This is a genomic window from Metapseudomonas phytobenefica (assembly GCF_043392685.1).
Classification (GTDB): domain Bacteria; phylum Pseudomonadota; class Gammaproteobacteria; order Pseudomonadales; family Pseudomonadaceae; genus Metapseudomonas.
In genome coordinates this window covers 90,317-106,701 of sequence record NZ_JBHZGM010000017.1, presented here as the reverse complement: position 1 = coordinate 106,701, position 16,385 = coordinate 90,317, and the positions used below count along the sequence as shown (strand labels likewise).

Below are 16,385 nucleotides of genomic sequence, written 5' to 3'. Positions count from 1 at the left end.
GCCCCATGCCGCAGACCCGCGAGCACATCCTGCTGTCCCGTCAGGTAGGCGTTCCCTACATCGTCGTGTTCCTGAACAAGGCCGACATGGTTGACGACGCCGAGCTGCTGGAACTGGTTGAGATGGAAGTTCGCGACCTGCTGAACACCTACGACTTCCCGGGCGACGACACTCCGATCGTGATCGGTTCCGCTCTGATGGCCCTGGAAGGCAAGGACGACAACGAAATTGGCGTTTCCGCCGTTCGTAAGCTGGTAGAGACCCTGGACTCCTACATTCCGGAGCCGGTGCGTGCCATCGACCAGCCGTTCCTGATGCCGATCGAAGACGTGTTCTCCATCTCCGGCCGCGGTACTGTGGTAACCGGTCGTGTCGAGCGTGGCATCGTCAAGGTGGGCGAGGAGATCGAAATCGTCGGTATCCGTCCGACCACCAAGACCACTTGCACCGGCGTGGAAATGTTCCGCAAGCTGCTCGACGAAGGTCGTGCTGGTGAGAACATCGGCGCCCTGCTGCGCGGCACCAAGCGTGATGATGTAGAGCGTGGTCAGGTTCTGGCCAAGCCGGGTACCATCAAGCCGCACACCAAGTTCGAGTGCGAAGTGTACGTACTGTCCAAGGAAGAAGGTGGTCGTCACACTCCCTTCTTCAAGGGCTACCGTCCGCAGTTCTACTTCCGTACCACTGACGTGACCGGTAACTGCGAACTGCCGGAAGGCGTAGAGATGGTAATGCCGGGCGACAACATCAAGATGGTTGTTACCCTGATCGCTCCGATCGCCATGGAAGATGGCCTGCGCTTCGCGATCCGCGAAGGCGGCCGTACCGTTGGCGCCGGCGTGGTTGCCAAGATCATCGAGTAATCGAGGATCTCGCTAAAAGAAAGGGCCCTTCGGGGCCCTTTTCTTTTGATTGGTTAAAAGTTGACACCTCTTGGGGGCATCCGTACAATCACGCCTCCTTTTAACGGGCGTAGTCCGTCCGTTGGGGATAGCAGAGATAGAGTCTGAGGTCAAAATGCAAAACCAACAAATCCGTATTCGGTTGAAGGCTTTTGACCATCGCCTGATCGATCAATCCACCCAGGAAATCGTGGAAACCGCGAAACGTACTGGTGCTCAGGTGCGTGGTCCTATTCCTCTGCCTACCCGCAAAGAGCGGTACACCGTTCTGATCTCCCCGCACGTCAACAAAGACGCGCGTGATCAGTACGAAATTCGTACCCATAAGCGTGTTCTGGATATCGTCCAGCCGACGGATAAAACCGTCGACGCGCTGATGAAGCTCGACCTTGCGGCAGGCGTGGAAGTGCAGATCAGCCTCGGCTAATAACCTTCGGGTTTTAGTCGTGTAACGCTCTGAAATGGGCGGCCATAGCGGGTGAAAGCCCCGTACACTCATGAGGTTTACAACATGACTATTGGTGTAGTCGGTCGTAAGTGCGGCATGACCCGCATTTTCACCGAAGAAGGTGTCTCCATTCCGGTTACGGTCATTGAGATCGAGCCGAATCGCGTGACGCAGTTCAAAACCGAAGAAAGCGATGGCTATCGCGCTGTGCAGGTAACTGTCGGCGAGCGTCGCGCCTCTCGCGTGACCAAGGCGCAAGCCGGTCACTTCGCCAAGGCTAATGTGGCAGCTGGTCGCGGCGTCTGGGAATTCCGTCTTGAAGAAGGTGAATACCAGGCTGGTGATCAGGTTACCGCGGAGCTGTTCCAGGCTGGTCAGCTGGTAGATGTTACCGGTCAGTCCAAGGGTAAAGGCTATGCCGGTACCATCAAGCGCTGGAACTTCCGTGGTCAGGACAACACCCACGGTAACTCCGTTTCCCACCGCGCCCCGGGTTCTATTGGCCAGTGCCAGACTCCTGGTCGTGTCTTCAAGGGCAAGAAAATGTCCGGTCACCTCGGTGCCGAGCGTGTGACTGTTCAGTCCCTGGAAGTTGTGCGTGTCGATGCAGAACGCAATCTGCTGCTGGTCAAGGGTGCCGTTCCTGGCGCTACCGGCGGTGATGTGGTTGTGCGTCCGGCAGCCAAGGCTCGCGGTTAAGAGGGGAAGCTGAGATGCAACTGAATGTAAATGGCGCTCAGGCTATCGAGGTCTCCGAGCGTACTTTTGGCGGTGAGTTCAACGAGACCCTGGTTCACCAGGCTGTTGTCGCCTACATGGCCGGTGGCCGTCAGGGCACTCGTGCGCAGAAGACCCGTTCCGAAGTTTCCGGTGGCGGCAAGAAGCCGTGGCGTCAGAAGGGCACTGGTCGTGCTCGCGCTGGCACCATTCGCAGCCCCATCTGGCGCTCCGGTGGTACCACCTTCGCTGCCAAGCCCCAGGATCACTCCCAGAAGCTCAACAAGAAGATGTATCGCGCTGCCCTGCGCTCCATCCTCTCCGAGCTGGTTCGTCAGGATCGTCTGGTAGTGGTTGAGGACTTCGCTGTTGAAGCCCCGAAAACCAAGGCTCTGCTGGGCAAGCTGAACGGCCTGGGTCTGACCGACGTGCTGATCGTTTCCGAAGGCGTTGATCAGAACCTGTACCTGGCTGCTCGCAACCTGCCGCACGTTGATGTTCGTGACGTTCAGGGTTCCGACCCGGTCAGCCTGATCGCCTACGACAAGGTGCTGATCACCGTGTCTGCCGTGAAGAAATTCGAGGAGCTGCTGGCATGAACCAGGAACGCGTATTCAAGGTGCTGGTTGGCCCGCACATCTCCGAGAAGGCCACTATGCTGGCCGACGGCAAGAGCCAATTCGTCTTCAAGGTTGCCACCGATGCAACCAAGCTCGAAATCAAGAAGGCTGTTGAAAGCCTGTTCAGCGTGAAAGTCGCTCACGTCACCACCCTCAATGTGAAGGGCAAGACCAAGCGTACCGTTCGCGGCCTGGGCAAGCGTAACGACTGGAAAAAGGCGTACATCGCCCTCCAGCCGGGCCAGGATCTCGATTTCGCCAGCAGCGCTGAGTAAAGGGGTGCATCATGGCAATCGTTAAGTGCAAACCGACTTCCGCTGGCCGCCGTTTCGTGGTCAAGGTCGTCAACCAGGAGCTGCACAAAGGCGCTCCCTACGCCCCGCTGGTCGAGAAGAAATCGAAGAGCGGTGGTCGTAACAACAACGGCCGCATCACCACTCGCCACATCGGCGGTGGTCACAAGCAGCACTATCGTCTGGTCGACTTCCGTCGCAACAAGGATGGCATTCCTGCCACCGTTGAGCGTATCGAATACGATCCGAACCGTACTGCTCACATCGCTCTGCTGAAGTACGCCGATGGCGAGCGTCGCTACATCATCGCGCCGAAGGGCGTGAGCGCTGGCGACCAGCTGATCTCGGGCGTCAATGCACCGATCAAGGCCGGTAACACCCTGCCGCTGCGCAACATCCCTGTTGGTAGTACTGTTCACGGTATCGAACTGAAGCCCGGCAAAGGTGCGCAAATTGCCCGTTCCGCTGGTGCGTCCGTTCAGCTGGTTGCCCGTGAAGGCGCCTACGTGACCCTGCGTCTGCGCTCCGGCGAGATGCGCAAAGTCCTGGCCGAATGCCGTGCGACCCTGGGCGAAGTCTCGAACTCCGAGCACAGCCTGCGTTCGCTGGGTAAGGCTGGTGCCAAACGCTGGCGTGGTGTTCGCCCGACCGTTCGTGGTGTGGCAATGAACCCGGTAGACCACCCGCATGGTGGTGGTGAAGGTCGTACCTCTGGTGGCCGTCATCCGGTGTCTCCGTGGGGCTTCCCGACCAAGGGTGCGAAGACCCGCGCGAACAAGCGCACCGACAACATGATCGTCCGTCGCCGTAAATAACTGAGGATACGACAGTGCCGCGTTCTCTGAAAAAAGGTCCTTTTATCGATCTTCACCTGCTGAAGAAGGTCGAAGTGGCGGTGGAGAAAAACGATCGCAAGCCGGTTAAAACCTGGTCGCGTCGCTCCATCATTCTTCCGCAAATGGTCGGTCTGACCATCGCGGTTCACAACGGTCGCCAACATGTCCCGGTCCTCGTGAACGAAGACATGGTCGGCCACAAACTCGGCGAGTTCGCTGCTACCCGCACCTATCGCGGTCATGCTGCGGACAAGAAAGCCAAGCGTTAAGGGGTAAGGAAATGGAAGTAGCCGCTAAGCTGTCGGGCGCTCGAATCTCCGCCCAGAAAGCCCGCTTGGTCGCCGACCAGATCCGCGGGAAGAAGGTGGGCGAAGCGCTCAACCTGCTGACCTTCAGCAGCAAGAAAGCTGCTGAAATCATGAAGAAAGTGCTGGAGTCGGCCGTGGCCAACGCTGAGCACAACGAAGGCGCAGACGTGGATGACCTGAAGGTTTCCACCGTTTTCGTCAACGAAGGGCGTTCGCTGAAGCGCATCATGCCGCGTGCCAAGGGCCGTGCTGATCGCATCGTCAAGCGGTCTTGCCATATCACTGTCAAGGTTGCGGACAAGTAACGGAGTCGATCAGATGGGTCAGAAAGTACATCCCACTGGCATTCGCCTGGGTATCGTCAAGGAGCACACCTCCGTTTGGTACGCAGATAAGCGCACTTATGCCGATTATCTGTTTGCCGACCTGAAGGTGCGTGAGTACCTCCAAGACAAACTAAAAAGCGCGTCCGTAAGCCGTATCGATATTCATCGTCCGGCTCAAACCGCACGCATCACCATCCACACCGCTCGTCCCGGCATCGTGATCGGCAAGAAGGGTGAAGATGTTGAGAAGCTGCGCCAGGACCTGACCAAGCAAATGGGTGTGCCCGTGCACATCAACATCGAAGAGATCCGCAAGCCGGAACTCGACGGTATGCTGGTTGCGCAGAGCGTAGCTCAGCAGCTGGAGCGTCGCGTTATGTTCCGTCGCGCCATGAAGCGCGCTGTACAGAACGCCATGCGCATTGGTGCCAAGGGCATCAAGATTCAGGTGAGCGGTCGTCTGGGCGGCGCTGAAATCGCCCGTACCGAGTGGTACCGCGAAGGTCGTGTGCCTCTGCACACCCTGCGTGCCGACATCGACTACGCAACCTATGAAGCGCACACCACCTACGGTGTGATCGGTGTGAAGGTTTGGATCTTCAAAGGTGAGGTCATTGGTGGCCGCCAGGAAGAGCTGAAGCCGGTAGCGCCCGCTCCTCGTAAAAAAGCTGCTAAGTAAGGGGTACGCCAAATGCTGCAACCAAAGCGTACGAAATTCCGCAAGCAGATGACCGGCCACAACCGTGGTCTGGCTCAGCGCGGTAGCAAGGTCAGCTTCGGCGAGTTCGCGCTGAAGGCTACTGGCCGTGGTCGTCTCACTGCCCGCCAGATCGAGGCTGCACGTCGTGCCCTCACTCGGCACGTTAAGCGTGGCGGCAAGATCTGGATCCGTGTGTTCCCGGACAAGCCCGTTACCAAGAAGCCCCTGGAAGTACGTATGGGTAAAGGTAAGGGTGGTGTCGAGTACTGGGTAGCCCAGATTCAACCGGGCAAGGTCCTGTACGAGATCGAGGGTGTTTCCGAAGAGCTGGCGCGTGAGGCATTCGCCCTGGCCGCTGCAAAGCTGCCGCTCGCCACCTCCTTTGTTAAGCGGACGGTGATGTGATGAAAGCGAATGAACTTCGTGAAAAATCCGTACAGCAGCTGAACGAGCAACTGCTCGGCCTGCTGCGCGACCAGTTCAATCTGCGCATGCAGAAAGCAACTGGCCAGTTGGGGCAGTCTCACCTGCTCTCGCAAGTGAAGCGCGACATCGCTCGCGTGAAAACTGTGCTCAACCAGCAAGCAGGTAAGTAATCATGGCTGAAGCTCAGAAAACCGTCCGTACGCTGACCGGCCGCGTCGTCAGCGACAAGATGGACAAGACCATCACCGTTCTGATCGAGCGCCGTGTAAAGCACCCGATCTACGGTAAATACGTGAAGCGTTCGACCAAGCTGCACGCCCACGACGAAACCAACCAGTGCCGCATCGGCGACAAGGTCACCATTCGCGAGACCCGTCCGCTGGCCAAGACCAAATCCTGGTCCCTGGTGGAAGTCGTCGAACGTGCCGTGGAAGTCTAAGGACTAAGGGTCGGAGAAAGATATGATTCAGACTCAATCCATGCTCGACGTCGCTGACAACAGCGGTGCTCGTCGCGTTATGTGCATCAAGGTCCTTGGTGGTTCGCACCGTCGCTACGCCGGCATCGGCGACATCATCAAAGTGACCGTTAAAGAAGCGATTCCGCGTGGCAAGGTGAAGAAAGGCCAGGTAATGACCGCTGTTGTGGTCCGTACCAAGCACGGCGTTCGTCGCCCTGACGGCTCGATCATCCGCTTCGACGGCAACGCCGCCGTCCTGCTGAACAACAAGCAGGAGCCGATCGGCACCCGTATCTTCGGGCCCGTGACCCGTGAACTGCGTTCCGAGAAGTTCATGAAGATCGTCTCGCTCGCCCCCGAAGTGCTGTAAGGAGAAGCCGTCATGCAAAAGATTCGTCGTGACGACGAGATCATCGTCATCGCCGGCAAGGACAAGGGCAAGCGTGGCAAGGTGCTCAAGGTTCTCGCTGACAGCCGCGTGCTGGTCAGTGGTGTAAACCTGATCAAGCGCCACACCAAGCCTAACCCCATGGCCGGTGTCCAGGGCGGTATCGTCGAGCGAGAGGCGCCTCTGCACCTCTCCAACGTGGCCATCTTCAATGGCGAAACCAACAAGGCTGATCGCGTTGGTTTCAAGGTTGAAGACGGTAAGAAAATTCGTGTCTTCAAGTCGACCCAAAAACCGGTTGATGCTTGAGAACTGCTAGGTAGATAACCATGGCACGACTGAAAGAGATTTACCGGAAAGAAATCGCGCCGAAGCTGAAGGAACAACTTCAGCTTGCGAACGTGATGGAAGTTCCGCGCATCACCAAAATCACCCTGAACATGGGTCTGGGCGAAGCGATCGGTGACAAGAAAGTCATCGAGAACGCTGTAGCCGACCTGGAAAAGATCACTGGCCAGAAAGCCGTCGTGACCTACGCCCGCAAATCCATTGCAGGCTTCAAGGTTCGTGAAGGTTGGCCGATCGGCGTCAAGGTTACCCTGCGCCGTGATCGCATGTACGAGTTCCTGGATCGTCTGCTGGCCATCTCCCTGCCGCGCGTGCGTGACTTCCGCGGCCTGAATGCCAAGTCCTTCGACGGTCGTGGCAACTACAGCATGGGTGTGAAAGAGCAGATCATCTTCCCGGAAATCGATTACGACAAAATCGATGCGCTGCGCGGTCTGGATATCACCCTGACCACCACCGCCCGTACGGATGACGAAGGTCGTGCCCTGCTGCGCGCCTTCAACTTCCCGTTCCGCAACTGATTGGAGTAGGAATATGGCCAAACAGAGCATGAAAAACCGCGAGCTGAAGCGTCAGCAGACGGTTGCTAAGTACGCAAAAAAGCGCGCTGAGCTGAAAGCTATCATTGCCAACCCGAACTCCACTCCGGAAGCTCGTTGGGAAGCCCAGGTAGCCCTGCAGAAGCAGCCCCGTGACGCCAGCGCTTCGCGTCTGCGTAACCGCTGCCGCATCACCGGCCGTCCGCACGGCGTTTACCGCAAGTTCGGCCTCGGCCGTAACAAGCTGCGTGAAGCTGCCATGCGCGGTGACGTACCTGGTCTGGTGAAAGCCAGCTGGTAATGGCCGTCGGCCAGGCCGACCCCTCCGGTCGGCCCAGTCCAGGTGATCTGAATCAAGCCCCTTTTGGGGCTTGATTCGTTTCTGGAGTATCTCTAGAATGTCCGGCTCGCCGAGCTTGGCCAAAATCCGCCCAGTGCTCGCGTGTGACACTAGCCGCAAGGCTATTTCTTTTTGTATCAGGAGCATCTAGCCCATGAGTATGCAGGACCCGTTAGCGGACATGCTAACTCGTATCCGTAATGCCCAGATGGCTGAAAAGTCTGTCGTAAGCATGCCGTCCTCCAAGCTGAAGGTGGCAGTAGCCGACGTTCTGAAGAGCGAGGGTTACATCACGGGATACCAAGTCAGCAGCGACATCAAGCCTCTGCTGTCCATCGAGCTGAAGTACTTCGAAGGCCGCCCGGTCATCGAGGAGCTGAAGCGCGTAAGTCGTCCTGGCCTGCGCCAGTACAAGTCCGTCGATCAGCTGCCGAAAGTACGTGGCGGCCTGGGCGTATCGATCGTTTCCACCAATAAGGGTGTGATGACTGATCGTGCTGCTCGCGCTGCTGGTGTTGGCGGCGAAGTGCTCTGCACTGTGTTCTAAGGGGGGTGAAGCATGTCTCGCGTTGCTAAGAACCCCGTCAAGCTGCCCGCTGGCGTGGAAGTCAAGATCGCTGGTCAGCAGCTCTCGGTCAAGGGTGCCAAGGGCGCTCTGGAACTGAAAGTGCATCCGTCCGTGGAAGTCCTGCAGGAATCCGGTGAGCTGCGTTTCGCTGCTCGCAATGGCGACCAGCAGAACAAGGCCATGGCCGGTACCACCCGTGCGCTGGTTAACAACATGGTGATCGGCGTCAGCCAAGGCTTCGAGCGCAAGCTCCAGCTGGTCGGCGTTGGTTACAAAGCTCAGGCCAAAGGTCAAACGCTGTCCCTGGCTCTCGGCTTCTCGCATCCGGTGGATTACGAACTGCCGCAAGGCATCACCGCTGAAACCCCCAGCCAGACCGATATCCTGATCAAGGGCATCGACAAGCAGCTGGTCGGTCAAGTGGCCGCTGAGATCCGCGACTTCCGTCCGCCGGAGCCTTACAAAGGCAAGGGTGTACGTTACGCCGACGAAGTCGTCCGTCGTAAAGAAGCTAAGAAGAAGTAGGGCATAGCAAATGAGCGTAAAGAAAGAAACTCGTCTGCGTCGCGCTCGCAAGGCACGCCTGAAAATGCGCGAGCTGGAAGCCGTACGCCTCTGCGTGTACCGCTCTTCCCAGCACATCTACGCCCAGGTCATTTCGGCCGACGGCGCCAAGGTCCTGGCCAGCGCCTCGACCTTGGACAAAGAACTGCGTGACGGCGCCACTGGCAACGTCGACGCGGCCAAGAAGGTTGGTCAGCTGGTTGCCGAGCGTGCTAAGGCCGCTGGCGTCACTCAGGTGGCATTCGATCGTTCTGGCTTCAAGTACCACGGCCGCGTCAAGGCGCTGGCTGATGCTGCTCGTGAAGGCGGGCTGGAGTTCTAAGTTATGGCAAATAACGAGCAAAAGCGCGACGAAGGCTACATCGAGAAGCTGGTTCAGGTTAACCGCGTTGCCAAGACCGTAAAAGGTGGTCGTATCTTCACCTTCACCGCACTGACCGTGGTTGGTGATGGCAAAGGTCGTGTCGGCTTCGGTCGCGGCAAGTCCCGCGAAGTGCCTGCTGCGATCCAGAAGGCGATGGAAGCTGCCCGTCGCAACATGATCCAGGTTGATCTGGACGGCACCACCCTGCAGTACCCGATCAAGTCCGCCCATGGCGCCTCCAAGGTGTTCATGCAGCCGGCTTCCGAAGGTACCGGTATCATCGCCGGCGGCGCCATGCGCGCCGTTCTGGAAGTGGCCGGTGTGCAGAACGTTCTGGCCAAGTGCTACGGCTCTACCAATCCGGTGAACGTGGTTTACGCCACCTTCAAGGGGCTGAAGAATATGCAGTCCCCTGAGTCCGTTGCGGCCAAGCGTGGTAAGAGCGTCGAGGAGATTCTCTAATCATGGCAACTGTCAAAGTGACGCTGGTCAAAAGCGTTAACGGCCGTCTGGCCAACCACAAGGCTTGCGTCAAAGGTCTCGGCCTGCGTCGCATTGGTCACACCGTAGAAGTTCAGGACACTCCTGAGAATCGCGGCATGATCAACAAGGCTTACTACCTTCTGCGTGTCGAGGGTTAATCCATGAAACTGAACGATCTGCGTTCCGCGCCGGGTGCCCGTCGCGAAAAGCACCGTCCGGGCCGTGGCATCGGTAGCGGTTTGGGTAAGACTGGTGGCCGTGGTCACAAAGGTCAGACCTCCCGCTCCGGTGGCACCATTGCTCCGGGCTTCGAAGGCGGTCAGCAGCCGCTGCACCGTCGTCTGCCGAAGTTCGGCTTCGTTTCCCTGAAGGCTATGGATCGCGCAGAAGTGCGTACTTCCGAGCTGGCCAAGGTCGAAGGCGACGTCATCACTCTGCAGGCGCTGAAGGATGCCAACGTGGTTAACCAGAACGTACAGCGTGTGAAAGTCATGCTGTCCGGCGACGTTACTCGCGCGGTCACCCTGAAAGGTATCGCCGCCACCAAAGGTGCGCGTGCGGCTATCGAAGCAGCTGGCGGTAAGTTCGAGGACTAAATGGCTAAGCAAGGTGCTCTCTCCGCGCTCAGCAATGGCGGGTTGTCCGAGCTCTGGGCTCGACTGCGTTTCCTGTTCCTGGCGATCATCGTCTACCGGATCGGCGCGCACATTCCAGTGCCCGGTATCAACCCTGACCGGCTGGCCGAGCTGTTCCGGCAGAACGAGGGGACCATTCTTAGCCTGTTCAACATGTTCTCCGGCGGCGCGCTGGAACGGATGAGTATCTTTGCACTGGGGATCATGCCGTACATCTCGGCGTCGATCATCATGCAGCTCATGACCGCTATCAGCCCGCAGTTGGAGCAGTTGAAGAAGGAAGGTGAGGCTGGCCGTCGCAAGATCAGCCAGTACACCCGCTACGGCACTGTAGTCCTGGCATTGGTCCAGGCCATCGGCATGTCCGTTGGTCTGGCCAGCCAAGGCGTCGCTTTCTCGACTGATTTCGGCTTCTACTTCGTGGCTGTCACCACCTTCGTGGCTGGTGCGATGTTCATGATGTGGCTGGGCGAACAGATCACTGAGCGCGGTGTCGGCAACGGTATCTCGATGCTGATTTTTGCTGGCATCGTGGCCGGTTTGCCGAGTGCGATCGGGCAGTCTTTCGAGTCTGCACGTCAGGGCGATATCAACATCTTCGCCCTGGTCGCCATCGGATTGCTGGCAGTAGCGATCATCGGTTTCGTGGTGTTCATCGAGCGTGGTCAGCGCCGCATTGCGGTGCATTACGCCAAGCGTCAGCAGGGCCGCAAGGTCTTCGCTGCGCAGACCAGCCACCTGCCGTTGAAGGTGAACATGGCCGGCGTTATTCCGGCTATTTTCGCCAGCAGCATCCTGCTGTTCCCGGCCTCTCTGGGCGCCTGGTTTGGTCAGTCCGAAAGCATGGGCTGGCTGCAGGACGTCGCACAGGCTATCGCTCCTGGTCAGCCGTTGAACATTCTGCTGTTTAGTGCGGGGATCGTATTCTTCTGCTTCTTCTACACAGCGCTGATGTTCAATCCGAAAGACGTGGCGGAGAACCTGAAGAAGTCCGGTGCCTTTATTCCGGGTATCCGACCGGGCGAGCAGTCGGCGCGCTATATCGATGGCGTACTGACCCGCTTGACCATGTTTGGTGCTCTGTACATGACGGCTGTTTGCCTGCTGCCCCAGTTCCTGGTGGTTGCAGCGAATGTACCGTTCTACCTTGGCGGGACCTCGTTGCTGATCGTGGTTGTGGTTGTTATGGACTTTATGGCCCAAGTACAATCCCACCTCGTTTCGCACCAGTACGAATCCCTGATGAAGAAAGCCAACCTGAAGGGCTACGGCAGCGGCATGCTCCGCTGACCCGGTTCCGTAAGGTTTTAGGAGTTACTGATGAAAGTTCGTGCATCGGTGAAAAAGCTGTGCCGCAACTGCAAGATCATCCGTCGCGACGGTATCGTTCGCGTGATCTGCAGCGCGGAACCGCGTCACAAGCAGCGCCAAGGCTGAGTGTGATTCACGCGTTATGAGCCCGGCAGCTAGTGCGCTGCCGGGTTGATTATTCGTTTTTACAGCGCTAATATCTCGCGCCCTTTTCTTGGCTTCCGGGGCGTAGGTAGCTGTCAACTGGAGTTTCACTGAATGGCCCGTATTGCAGGCGTCAACATTCCAGATAACAAGCACACTGTTATCTCGCTGACCTACATCTACGGTGTTGGTCGCACCACTGCGCAGAAAATCTGCGCTGTCACCGGCGTAAATCCGGCGGCAAAAATCAAGGATCTCTCTGACGAGCAGATCGAACAGCTGCGTGGCGAAGTAGCGAAGCTCACCACTGAAGGTGACCTGCGTCGCGAAATCAACATGAACATCAAGCGTCTCATGGACCTGGGCTGCTATCGCGGTCTGCGTCATCGTCGCGGCCTGCCTGTTCATGGCCAGCGCACCAAGACCAACGCGCGTACCCGCAAGGGCCCGCGTAAGCCGATCCGCAAGTAATTGCGCCCGCGAATCGACAGGAATTAAGTCATGGCTAAGCCTGCTGCTCGTCCTCGTAAGAAAATCAAAAAGACAGTGGTGGATGGGATCGCCCATATCCACGCTTCTTTCAACAACACCATCGTTACCATCACTGATCGTCAGGGCAATGCTCTGTCCTGGGCGACCTCCGGTGGTTCCGGTTTCCGCGGCTCCCGTAAGAGCACCCCGTTCGCTGCCCAGGTTGCAGCCGAGCGCGCCGGTCAGGCTGCTCTGGAATACGGCCTGAAGAACCTCGACGTGAACGTCAAGGGCCCGGGTCCGGGTCGCGAATCCGCTGTGCGTGCACTGAACGCCTGCGGCTACAAGATCGCCAGCATCACCGACGTGACGCCTATCCCGCACAACGGGTGCCGTCCGCCGAAGAAGCGTCGCGTGTAAAAGGAGACAGTGAGAAATGGCTCGTTACATTGGTCCCAAGTGCAAACTGTCCCGTCGTGAAGGTACCGACCTCTTCCTGAAGAGTGGTGCTCGCGCGCTCGAATCCAAGTGCAACATCGAATCCGCTCCTGGCCAGCATGGCGCCCGTCGCGGCCGTCTGTCCGACTACGGCACCCAGCTGCGCGAAAAGCAGAAAGTACGCCGCATCTACGGTGTGCTGGAGCGTCAGTTCGGTAACTACTACAAAGAAGCTGCTGCCCGCAAAGGCGCTACCGGCGAAAACCTGCTGCAACTCCTCGAGTGCCGCCTGGACAACGTCGTGTACCGCATGGGCTTCGGCGCTACTCGTGCCGAGTCCCGTCAGCTGGTTTCCCACAAGGCCATCAGCGTTAACGGTCAGACCGTGAACGTTCCGTCCTACCAGGTCAAAGCTGGTGACGTGGTTGCCGTTCGCGAGAAGTCGAAGAACCAGCTGCGTATCGCCCAGGCCCTCGAACTGTGCGCCCAGCGTGGCCGCGTGGAGTGGGTCGAGGTCGACGCAGACAAGAAGTCCGGCGTGTTCAAGAGCGTGCCGGCTCGTAGCGATCTGTCCGCCGACATCAACGAAAACCTGATTGTCGAGCTCTACTCCAAGTAAGGGCTAGAAAATAGGTGCATCCATGCAGAGTTCGGTAAATGAGTTCCTGACCCCCCGCCACATTGATGTGCAGGTGGTCAGTCCGACCCGCGCCAAGATCACGCTCGAGCCTCTCGAGCGTGGTTTCGGCCATACCCTGGGCAACGCGCTGCGTCGCATCCTGTTGTCCTCCATGCCTGGCTGTGCAGTAGTCGAGGCCGAAATCGATGGCGTACTCCACGAGTACAGCGCCATCGAGGGTGTTCAGGAAGATGTCATCGAGATCCTCCTGAACCTGAAAGGCCTGGCTATCAAGCTGCACGGCCGTGACGAAGTAACGCTGAACCTTTCGAAGAAAGGCTCGGGCGTGGTCACTGCTGCCGATATTCAGCTGGATCATGATGTCGAAATCGTCAACGGCGACCACGTGATCGCCAACCTGGCGGAAAACGGCGTCCTGAACATGAAGCTCAAGGTGTCCCGCGGCCGTGGTTACGAGCCCGCCGATGCGCGCCAGAGCGACGAAGACGAGAGCCGCAGCATTGGTCGTCTGCAGCTCGACGCCTCGTTCAGCCCCGTCCGTCGTGTTGCCTACGTGGTTGAAAACGCCCGTGTGGAGCAGCGCACCAACCTGGACAAGCTGGTCATCGATCTGGAAACCAACGGCACCCTGGACCCTGAAGAGGCTATCCGTCGTGCCGCTACCATCCTGCAACACCAACTGGCAGCGTTCGTCGACCTGAAGGGCGACAGCGAGCCGGTAGTGGTTGAGCAGGAAGATGAGATCGATCCGATCCTCCTTCGTCCGGTTGATGACCTCGAGCTGACCGTACGTTCGGCCAACTGCCTGAAGGCGGAGAACATCTACTACATCGGCGACCTGATTCAGCGCACCGAAGTAGAGCTGTTGAAGACTCCGAACCTGGGCAAGAAGTCCCTGACCGAGATCAAGGACGTCCTGGCCTCCCGTGGTCTGTCCCTCGGTATGCGCCTCGACAACTGGCCGCCGGCAAGTCTCAAGAAGGACGACAAGGCGACTGCCTGATCGTCGTAATCACCGAACGTAGTAGTTTGGTAAGGAATTGAACCATGCGTCATCGTAAAAGTGGCCGTCACCTGAGCCGCACCAGCGCACACCGCAAGGCCATGTTCCAGAACATGGCAGTGTCGCTGTTCGAGCACGAACTGATCAAAACCACCCTGCCCAAAGCCAAGGAGCTGCGTCGCGTTGCCGAGCCGCTGATCACCCTGGCCAAGGAAGACAGCGTTGCCAACCGTCGCCTGGCTTTCGACCGTACCCGTTCGAAAGCTGCCGTAGGCAAGCTGTTCAACGATCTGGGCAAGCGCTACGCCAACCGTCAGGGTGGCTACCTGCGCATCCTGAAGTGCGGTTTCCGCGCTGGCGACAACGCTCCCATGGCTTACGTCGAGCTGGTTGACCGTCCGGTCGCTGGTGAAGTCGAAGCTGCTGCCGAGTAAGTCGGTCGTTGCATAAAAAACCGGGCCTTGTGCCCGGTTTTTTATGCACTATAAATTAGATGATATCTATCGATTTCGTTCTGTTAATAAATTGGAATCAATTTCTGGCTGAATCGATACTCCTGCTCATCCGGTCACACCGGAATCAATCGAGTCCAGAAGGAGTAGTTGCATGAGCCAGAAGCCGATTCTCACCACGACCGCCGGTAGTCCGGTTGCGGACAACCAGAATTCCCTCAGCGCCGGGCCGCGCGGGCCGCTGTTGCTCCAGGACTATCACCTGATCGAGAAGCTGGCCCATCAGAACCGCGAGCGCATTCCCGAGCGCGTCGTGCATGCCAAGGGCTGGGGCGCCTATGGCACCTTGATCATCACCAACGACATCACCCGCTACAGCAAGGCTTCGGTGTTCTCCGAAGTCGGCAAGAAGACCCAGCTGCTCGCGCGCTTCTCCACCGTAGCAGGTGAACTCGGAGCCGCTGATGCCGAGCGCGACGTGCGTGGCTTCGCCCTGAAGTTCTACACCGAGCAAGGCAACTGGGACGTGGTGGGCAATAACACTCCCGTATTCTTCATCCGCGATCCGCTCAAGTTCCCCGACTTCATCCACACCCAGAAGCGCCACCCGAAGACCAACTTGCGCTCGAACACCGCCGCCTGGGATTTCTGGTCGTTGTCACCGGAGAGCCTGCACCAGGTGACGATCCTGATGTCCGACCGCGGCCTGCCCACCGACGTGCGCCACATCAACGGCTACGGCTCGCACACCTATAGCTTCATCAACGCAGCCAACGAGCGCTTCTGGGTCAAGTTCCACTTCAAGACGCTGCAAGGCCACAAGCACTGGACCAACGACGAAGCCGCTGCAGTGGTTGGTCGAAGCCGGGAAACCACCCAGGAGGATCTGTTCTACAGCATCGAGAACGGCGACTTCCCGAAGTGGCGCTTCTGCATTCAGGTCATGACTGAGGAGCAGGCCCGGTGCACCCGCTACAACCCGTTCGACCTGACCAAGGTCTGGCCCCATGCAGAGTTCCCGCTGATCGAGGTGGGAATCCTGGAACTGAATCGCAACCCGGAAAATTATTTCGCCGAGATCGAGCAGGCTGCCTTCTCGCCCTCCAACGTCGTGCCCGGCATCGGTCATTCGCCCGACAAGATGCTCCAGGCTCGTGTATTCAGCTACGCCGATGCGCACCGCTATCGCCTGGGCACCCATTACGAGGCGCTGCCGGTGAACGCGCCGAAATGCCCGGTTCATCACTATCACAAGGACGGCGCGATGCGCTTCTTCGCCAACAGCCAGAACCCGGACGCCTACTACGAGCCGAATTCCTTTGGTGGCCCGGTGCAGGCCGCGGAGTATGCCGAGCCGGCATTGGCCATCGACGGTGCTGCCGATCGCTACGACCACCTCGATGGCAACGACGATTACAGCCAGCCGCGTGCGTTGTTCCAGCTGTTCGCTGAAGGCCAGCGGCAGCGGCTGTTCGCGAATATCGCCGCGTCCATGACGGGCGTACCGCAGTTCATCATCGACCGCCAGCTGGCGCACTTCGACAAGGTGCACCCGGATTACGGCAACGGTGTCCGCGCGGCGCTCGAAGCCGGCAACCGAGCCGCAAACCACCCTGAATGAAAAAGGCCGGGCAGCGATGCCCGGCCTTTTTTCGTCGCGT

30 protein-coding genes are annotated in these 16,385 nt (G+C 58.5%); all 30 read left to right on the top strand.

Features of this window, described 5'->3' with window-relative positions:
* Positions 1–863 (top strand): elongation factor Tu (locus ACFW0B_RS15230; RefSeq protein WP_449149508.1); only part of this gene is annotated, 863 nt, incomplete at its 5' end.
* Positions 864–1,017: 154 nt separating this feature from the next.
* Complete coding sequence (gene rpsJ / locus ACFW0B_RS15225) at positions 1,018–1,329, top strand: 30S ribosomal protein S10 (RefSeq protein ID WP_003243886.1); 312 nt, start codon at positions 1,018–1,020, stop codon at positions 1,327–1,329.
* An 84-nt stretch (positions 1,330–1,413) separates the two neighbouring features.
* Positions 1,414–2,049 (top strand): 50S ribosomal protein L3, encoded by a 636-nt coding sequence (gene rplC / locus ACFW0B_RS15220; RefSeq protein ID WP_151131573.1) that lies wholly within the window; start codon positions 1,414–1,416, stop codon positions 2,047–2,049.
* A 14-nt stretch (positions 2,050–2,063) separates the two neighbouring features.
* Positions 2,064–2,666, top strand: coding sequence for a 50S ribosomal protein L4 (gene rplD / locus ACFW0B_RS15215; protein ID WP_151131574.1), 603 nt, complete (start codon positions 2,064–2,066; stop codon positions 2,664–2,666).
* The gene (rplW, locus tag ACFW0B_RS15210) at positions 2,663–2,962 is read left to right on the top strand and encodes a 50S ribosomal protein L23 (protein ID WP_449149505.1); all 300 of its coding nucleotides are present in this window, start codon (positions 2,663–2,665) and stop codon (positions 2,960–2,962) included. The genes rplD and rplW overlap by 4 nt, the downstream gene beginning before the upstream one ends.
* A gap of 11 nt (positions 2,963–2,973) precedes the next feature.
* On the top strand, positions 2,974–3,795 hold the full coding sequence (rplB, locus tag ACFW0B_RS15205; RefSeq protein ID WP_016490534.1) for a 50S ribosomal protein L2: 822 nt from the start codon (positions 2,974–2,976) through the stop codon (positions 3,793–3,795).
* 14 nt (positions 3,796–3,809) lie between these two features.
* On the top strand, positions 3,810–4,085 hold the full coding sequence (gene rpsS, locus ACFW0B_RS15200; protein ID WP_347808168.1) for a 30S ribosomal protein S19: 276 nt from the start codon (positions 3,810–3,812) through the stop codon (positions 4,083–4,085).
* Between the two features lie 11 nt (positions 4,086–4,096).
* On the top strand, positions 4,097–4,429 hold the full coding sequence (gene rplV, locus ACFW0B_RS15195) for a 50S ribosomal protein L22 (RefSeq protein ID WP_007161246.1): 333 nt from the start codon (positions 4,097–4,099) through the stop codon (positions 4,427–4,429).
* Positions 4,430–4,442: 13 nt separating this feature from the next.
* Complete coding sequence (rpsC, locus tag ACFW0B_RS15190; protein ID WP_028629286.1) at positions 4,443–5,129, top strand: 30S ribosomal protein S3; 687 nt, start codon at positions 4,443–4,445, stop codon at positions 5,127–5,129.
* A 12-nt stretch (positions 5,130–5,141) separates the two neighbouring features.
* Complete coding sequence (rplP, locus tag ACFW0B_RS15185; protein ID WP_016490537.1) at positions 5,142–5,555, top strand: 50S ribosomal protein L16; 414 nt, start codon at positions 5,142–5,144, stop codon at positions 5,553–5,555.
* Positions 5,555–5,746 (top strand): 50S ribosomal protein L29, encoded by a 192-nt coding sequence (gene rpmC, locus ACFW0B_RS15180; protein WP_016490538.1) that lies wholly within the window; start codon positions 5,555–5,557, stop codon positions 5,744–5,746. Before rplP ends, rpmC begins: the two co-directional genes overlap by 1 nt.
* Positions 5,747–5,748: 2 nt before the next feature.
* A complete protein-coding gene (rpsQ, locus tag ACFW0B_RS15175; RefSeq protein ID WP_003448733.1) occupies positions 5,749–6,015 on the top strand; it encodes a 30S ribosomal protein S17 in 267 nt (88 codons plus the stop codon).
* A 22-nt stretch (positions 6,016–6,037) separates the two neighbouring features.
* Positions 6,038–6,406, top strand: a complete 369-nt coding sequence (rplN, locus tag ACFW0B_RS15170) for a 50S ribosomal protein L14 (protein ID WP_003448734.1) — start codon at positions 6,038–6,040, stop codon at positions 6,404–6,406.
* A 12-nt stretch (positions 6,407–6,418) separates the two neighbouring features.
* A complete protein-coding gene (rplX, locus tag ACFW0B_RS15165) occupies positions 6,419–6,733 on the top strand; it encodes a 50S ribosomal protein L24 (RefSeq protein ID WP_028629285.1) in 315 nt (104 codons plus the stop codon).
* Between the two features lie 20 nt (positions 6,734–6,753).
* On the top strand, positions 6,754–7,293 hold the full coding sequence (rplE, locus tag ACFW0B_RS15160) for a 50S ribosomal protein L5 (RefSeq protein ID WP_449149500.1): 540 nt from the start codon (positions 6,754–6,756) through the stop codon (positions 7,291–7,293).
* Between the two features lie 13 nt (positions 7,294–7,306).
* Positions 7,307–7,612, top strand: coding sequence for a 30S ribosomal protein S14 (gene rpsN, locus ACFW0B_RS15155; protein WP_044872687.1), 306 nt, complete (start codon positions 7,307–7,309; stop codon positions 7,610–7,612).
* A 193-nt stretch (positions 7,613–7,805) separates the two neighbouring features.
* Positions 7,806–8,198, top strand: coding sequence for a 30S ribosomal protein S8 (gene rpsH / locus ACFW0B_RS15150; RefSeq protein WP_449149498.1), 393 nt, complete (start codon positions 7,806–7,808; stop codon positions 8,196–8,198).
* 12 nt (positions 8,199–8,210) lie between these two features.
* Complete coding sequence (gene rplF, locus ACFW0B_RS15145) at positions 8,211–8,744, top strand: 50S ribosomal protein L6 (protein WP_044872685.1); 534 nt, start codon at positions 8,211–8,213, stop codon at positions 8,742–8,744.
* Positions 8,745–8,754: 10 nt separating this feature from the next.
* Positions 8,755–9,105, top strand: coding sequence for a 50S ribosomal protein L18 (gene rplR, locus ACFW0B_RS15140; RefSeq protein WP_044872684.1), 351 nt, complete (start codon positions 8,755–8,757; stop codon positions 9,103–9,105).
* 3 nt (positions 9,106–9,108) lie between these two features.
* A complete protein-coding gene (rpsE, locus tag ACFW0B_RS15135; RefSeq protein ID WP_003448746.1) occupies positions 9,109–9,609 on the top strand; it encodes a 30S ribosomal protein S5 in 501 nt (166 codons plus the stop codon).
* Positions 9,610–9,611: 2 nt separating this feature from the next.
* On the top strand, positions 9,612–9,788 hold the full coding sequence (gene rpmD / locus ACFW0B_RS15130) for a 50S ribosomal protein L30 (RefSeq protein WP_036991154.1): 177 nt from the start codon (positions 9,612–9,614) through the stop codon (positions 9,786–9,788).
* A 3-nt stretch (positions 9,789–9,791) separates the two neighbouring features.
* Positions 9,792–10,226 (top strand): 50S ribosomal protein L15, encoded by a 435-nt coding sequence (rplO, locus tag ACFW0B_RS15125; protein WP_449149494.1) that lies wholly within the window; start codon positions 9,792–9,794, stop codon positions 10,224–10,226.
* Entirely contained in the window at positions 10,227–11,555 is a 1,329-nt protein-coding gene (gene secY, locus ACFW0B_RS15120) for a preprotein translocase subunit SecY (protein ID WP_449149492.1), read from the top strand.
* 30 nt (positions 11,556–11,585) lie between these two features.
* On the top strand, positions 11,586–11,702 hold the full coding sequence (gene rpmJ, locus ACFW0B_RS15115) for a 50S ribosomal protein L36 (RefSeq protein ID WP_003093693.1): 117 nt from the start codon (positions 11,586–11,588) through the stop codon (positions 11,700–11,702).
* Between the two features lie 132 nt (positions 11,703–11,834).
* On the top strand, positions 11,835–12,191 hold the full coding sequence (gene rpsM / locus ACFW0B_RS15110) for a 30S ribosomal protein S13 (protein ID WP_003448758.1): 357 nt from the start codon (positions 11,835–11,837) through the stop codon (positions 12,189–12,191).
* A 30-nt stretch (positions 12,192–12,221) separates the two neighbouring features.
* Positions 12,222–12,611 carry a 30S ribosomal protein S11 gene (rpsK, locus tag ACFW0B_RS15105; RefSeq protein WP_039806105.1) on the top strand — a complete coding sequence of 130 codons (390 nt, stop codon included), beginning with the start codon at positions 12,222–12,224 and terminating at the stop codon, positions 12,609–12,611.
* 16 nt (positions 12,612–12,627) lie between these two features.
* The gene (gene rpsD, locus ACFW0B_RS15100) at positions 12,628–13,248 is read left to right on the top strand and encodes a 30S ribosomal protein S4 (RefSeq protein WP_449149489.1); all 621 of its coding nucleotides are present in this window, start codon (positions 12,628–12,630) and stop codon (positions 13,246–13,248) included.
* 22 nt (positions 13,249–13,270) lie between these two features.
* Positions 13,271–14,272, top strand: coding sequence for a DNA-directed RNA polymerase subunit alpha (locus tag ACFW0B_RS15095; RefSeq protein WP_190826499.1), 1,002 nt, complete (start codon positions 13,271–13,273; stop codon positions 14,270–14,272).
* A gap of 44 nt (positions 14,273–14,316) precedes the next feature.
* A complete protein-coding gene (rplQ, locus tag ACFW0B_RS15090; RefSeq protein WP_004419938.1) occupies positions 14,317–14,706 on the top strand; it encodes a 50S ribosomal protein L17 in 390 nt (129 codons plus the stop codon).
* A gap of 172 nt (positions 14,707–14,878) precedes the next feature.
* Positions 14,879–16,345 carry a catalase gene (locus tag ACFW0B_RS15085; RefSeq protein WP_449149486.1) on the top strand — a complete coding sequence of 489 codons (1,467 nt, stop codon included), beginning with the start codon at positions 14,879–14,881 and terminating at the stop codon, positions 16,343–16,345.
* The last annotated feature ends 40 nt before the right edge of the window (positions 16,346–16,385 follow it).

Bases quoted from the DNA above. Each gene is read 5' to 3' on its own strand.
- rpsQ (WP_003448733.1), top strand. From the start codon at position 5,749: ATGGCTGAAGCTCAGAAAACCGTCCGTACGCTGACCGGCCGCGTCGTC.
- rpsE (WP_003448746.1), top strand. From the start codon at position 9,109: ATGGCAAATAACGAGCAAAAGCGCGACGAAGGCTACATCGAGAAGCTG.
- rpsN (WP_044872687.1), top strand. From the start codon at position 7,307: ATGGCCAAACAGAGCATGAAAAACCGCGAGCTGAAGCGTCAGCAGACG.
- rplN (WP_003448734.1), top strand. From the start codon at position 6,038: ATGATTCAGACTCAATCCATGCTCGACGTCGCTGACAACAGCGGTGCT.
- rpmC (WP_016490538.1), top strand. From the start codon at position 5,555: ATGAAAGCGAATGAACTTCGTGAAAAATCCGTACAGCAGCTGAACGAG.
- rpsC (WP_028629286.1), top strand. From the start codon at position 4,443: ATGGGTCAGAAAGTACATCCCACTGGCATTCGCCTGGGTATCGTCAAG.
- rplE (WP_449149500.1), top strand. From the start codon at position 6,754: ATGGCACGACTGAAAGAGATTTACCGGAAAGAAATCGCGCCGAAGCTG.
- rplF (WP_044872685.1), top strand. From the start codon at position 8,211: ATGTCTCGCGTTGCTAAGAACCCCGTCAAGCTGCCCGCTGGCGTGGAA.
- rplR (WP_044872684.1), top strand. From the start codon at position 8,755: ATGAGCGTAAAGAAAGAAACTCGTCTGCGTCGCGCTCGCAAGGCACGC.
- rplP (WP_016490537.1), top strand. From the start codon at position 5,142: ATGCTGCAACCAAAGCGTACGAAATTCCGCAAGCAGATGACCGGCCAC.
- rplV (WP_007161246.1), top strand. From the start codon at position 4,097: ATGGAAGTAGCCGCTAAGCTGTCGGGCGCTCGAATCTCCGCCCAGAAA.
- rplO (WP_449149494.1), top strand. From the start codon at position 9,792: ATGAAACTGAACGATCTGCGTTCCGCGCCGGGTGCCCGTCGCGAAAAG.
- rpsJ (WP_003243886.1), top strand. From the start codon at position 1,018: ATGCAAAACCAACAAATCCGTATTCGGTTGAAGGCTTTTGACCATCGC.
- rplW (WP_449149505.1), top strand. From the start codon at position 2,663: ATGAACCAGGAACGCGTATTCAAGGTGCTGGTTGGCCCGCACATCTCC.
- rpsM (WP_003448758.1), top strand. From the start codon at position 11,835: ATGGCCCGTATTGCAGGCGTCAACATTCCAGATAACAAGCACACTGTT.
- rplD (WP_151131574.1), top strand. From the start codon at position 2,064: ATGCAACTGAATGTAAATGGCGCTCAGGCTATCGAGGTCTCCGAGCGT.
- rplB (WP_016490534.1), top strand. From the start codon at position 2,974: ATGGCAATCGTTAAGTGCAAACCGACTTCCGCTGGCCGCCGTTTCGTG.
- rpsK (WP_039806105.1), top strand. From the start codon at position 12,222: ATGGCTAAGCCTGCTGCTCGTCCTCGTAAGAAAATCAAAAAGACAGTG.
- rpsD (WP_449149489.1), top strand. From the start codon at position 12,628: ATGGCTCGTTACATTGGTCCCAAGTGCAAACTGTCCCGTCGTGAAGGT.
- rplX (WP_028629285.1), top strand. From the start codon at position 6,419: ATGCAAAAGATTCGTCGTGACGACGAGATCATCGTCATCGCCGGCAAG.
- rpmJ (WP_003093693.1), top strand. From the start codon at position 11,586: ATGAAAGTTCGTGCATCGGTGAAAAAGCTGTGCCGCAACTGCAAGATC.
- ACFW0B_RS15085 (WP_449149486.1), top strand. From the start codon at position 14,879: ATGAGCCAGAAGCCGATTCTCACCACGACCGCCGGTAGTCCGGTTGCG.
- rplQ (WP_004419938.1), top strand. From the start codon at position 14,317: ATGCGTCATCGTAAAAGTGGCCGTCACCTGAGCCGCACCAGCGCACAC.
- rpmD (WP_036991154.1), top strand. From the start codon at position 9,612: ATGGCAACTGTCAAAGTGACGCTGGTCAAAAGCGTTAACGGCCGTCTG.
- ACFW0B_RS15095 (WP_190826499.1), top strand. From the start codon at position 13,271: ATGCAGAGTTCGGTAAATGAGTTCCTGACCCCCCGCCACATTGATGTG.
- rplC (WP_151131573.1), top strand. From the start codon at position 1,414: ATGACTATTGGTGTAGTCGGTCGTAAGTGCGGCATGACCCGCATTTTC.
- rpsH (WP_449149498.1), top strand. From the start codon at position 7,806: ATGAGTATGCAGGACCCGTTAGCGGACATGCTAACTCGTATCCGTAAT.
- secY (WP_449149492.1), top strand. From the start codon at position 10,227: ATGGCTAAGCAAGGTGCTCTCTCCGCGCTCAGCAATGGCGGGTTGTCC.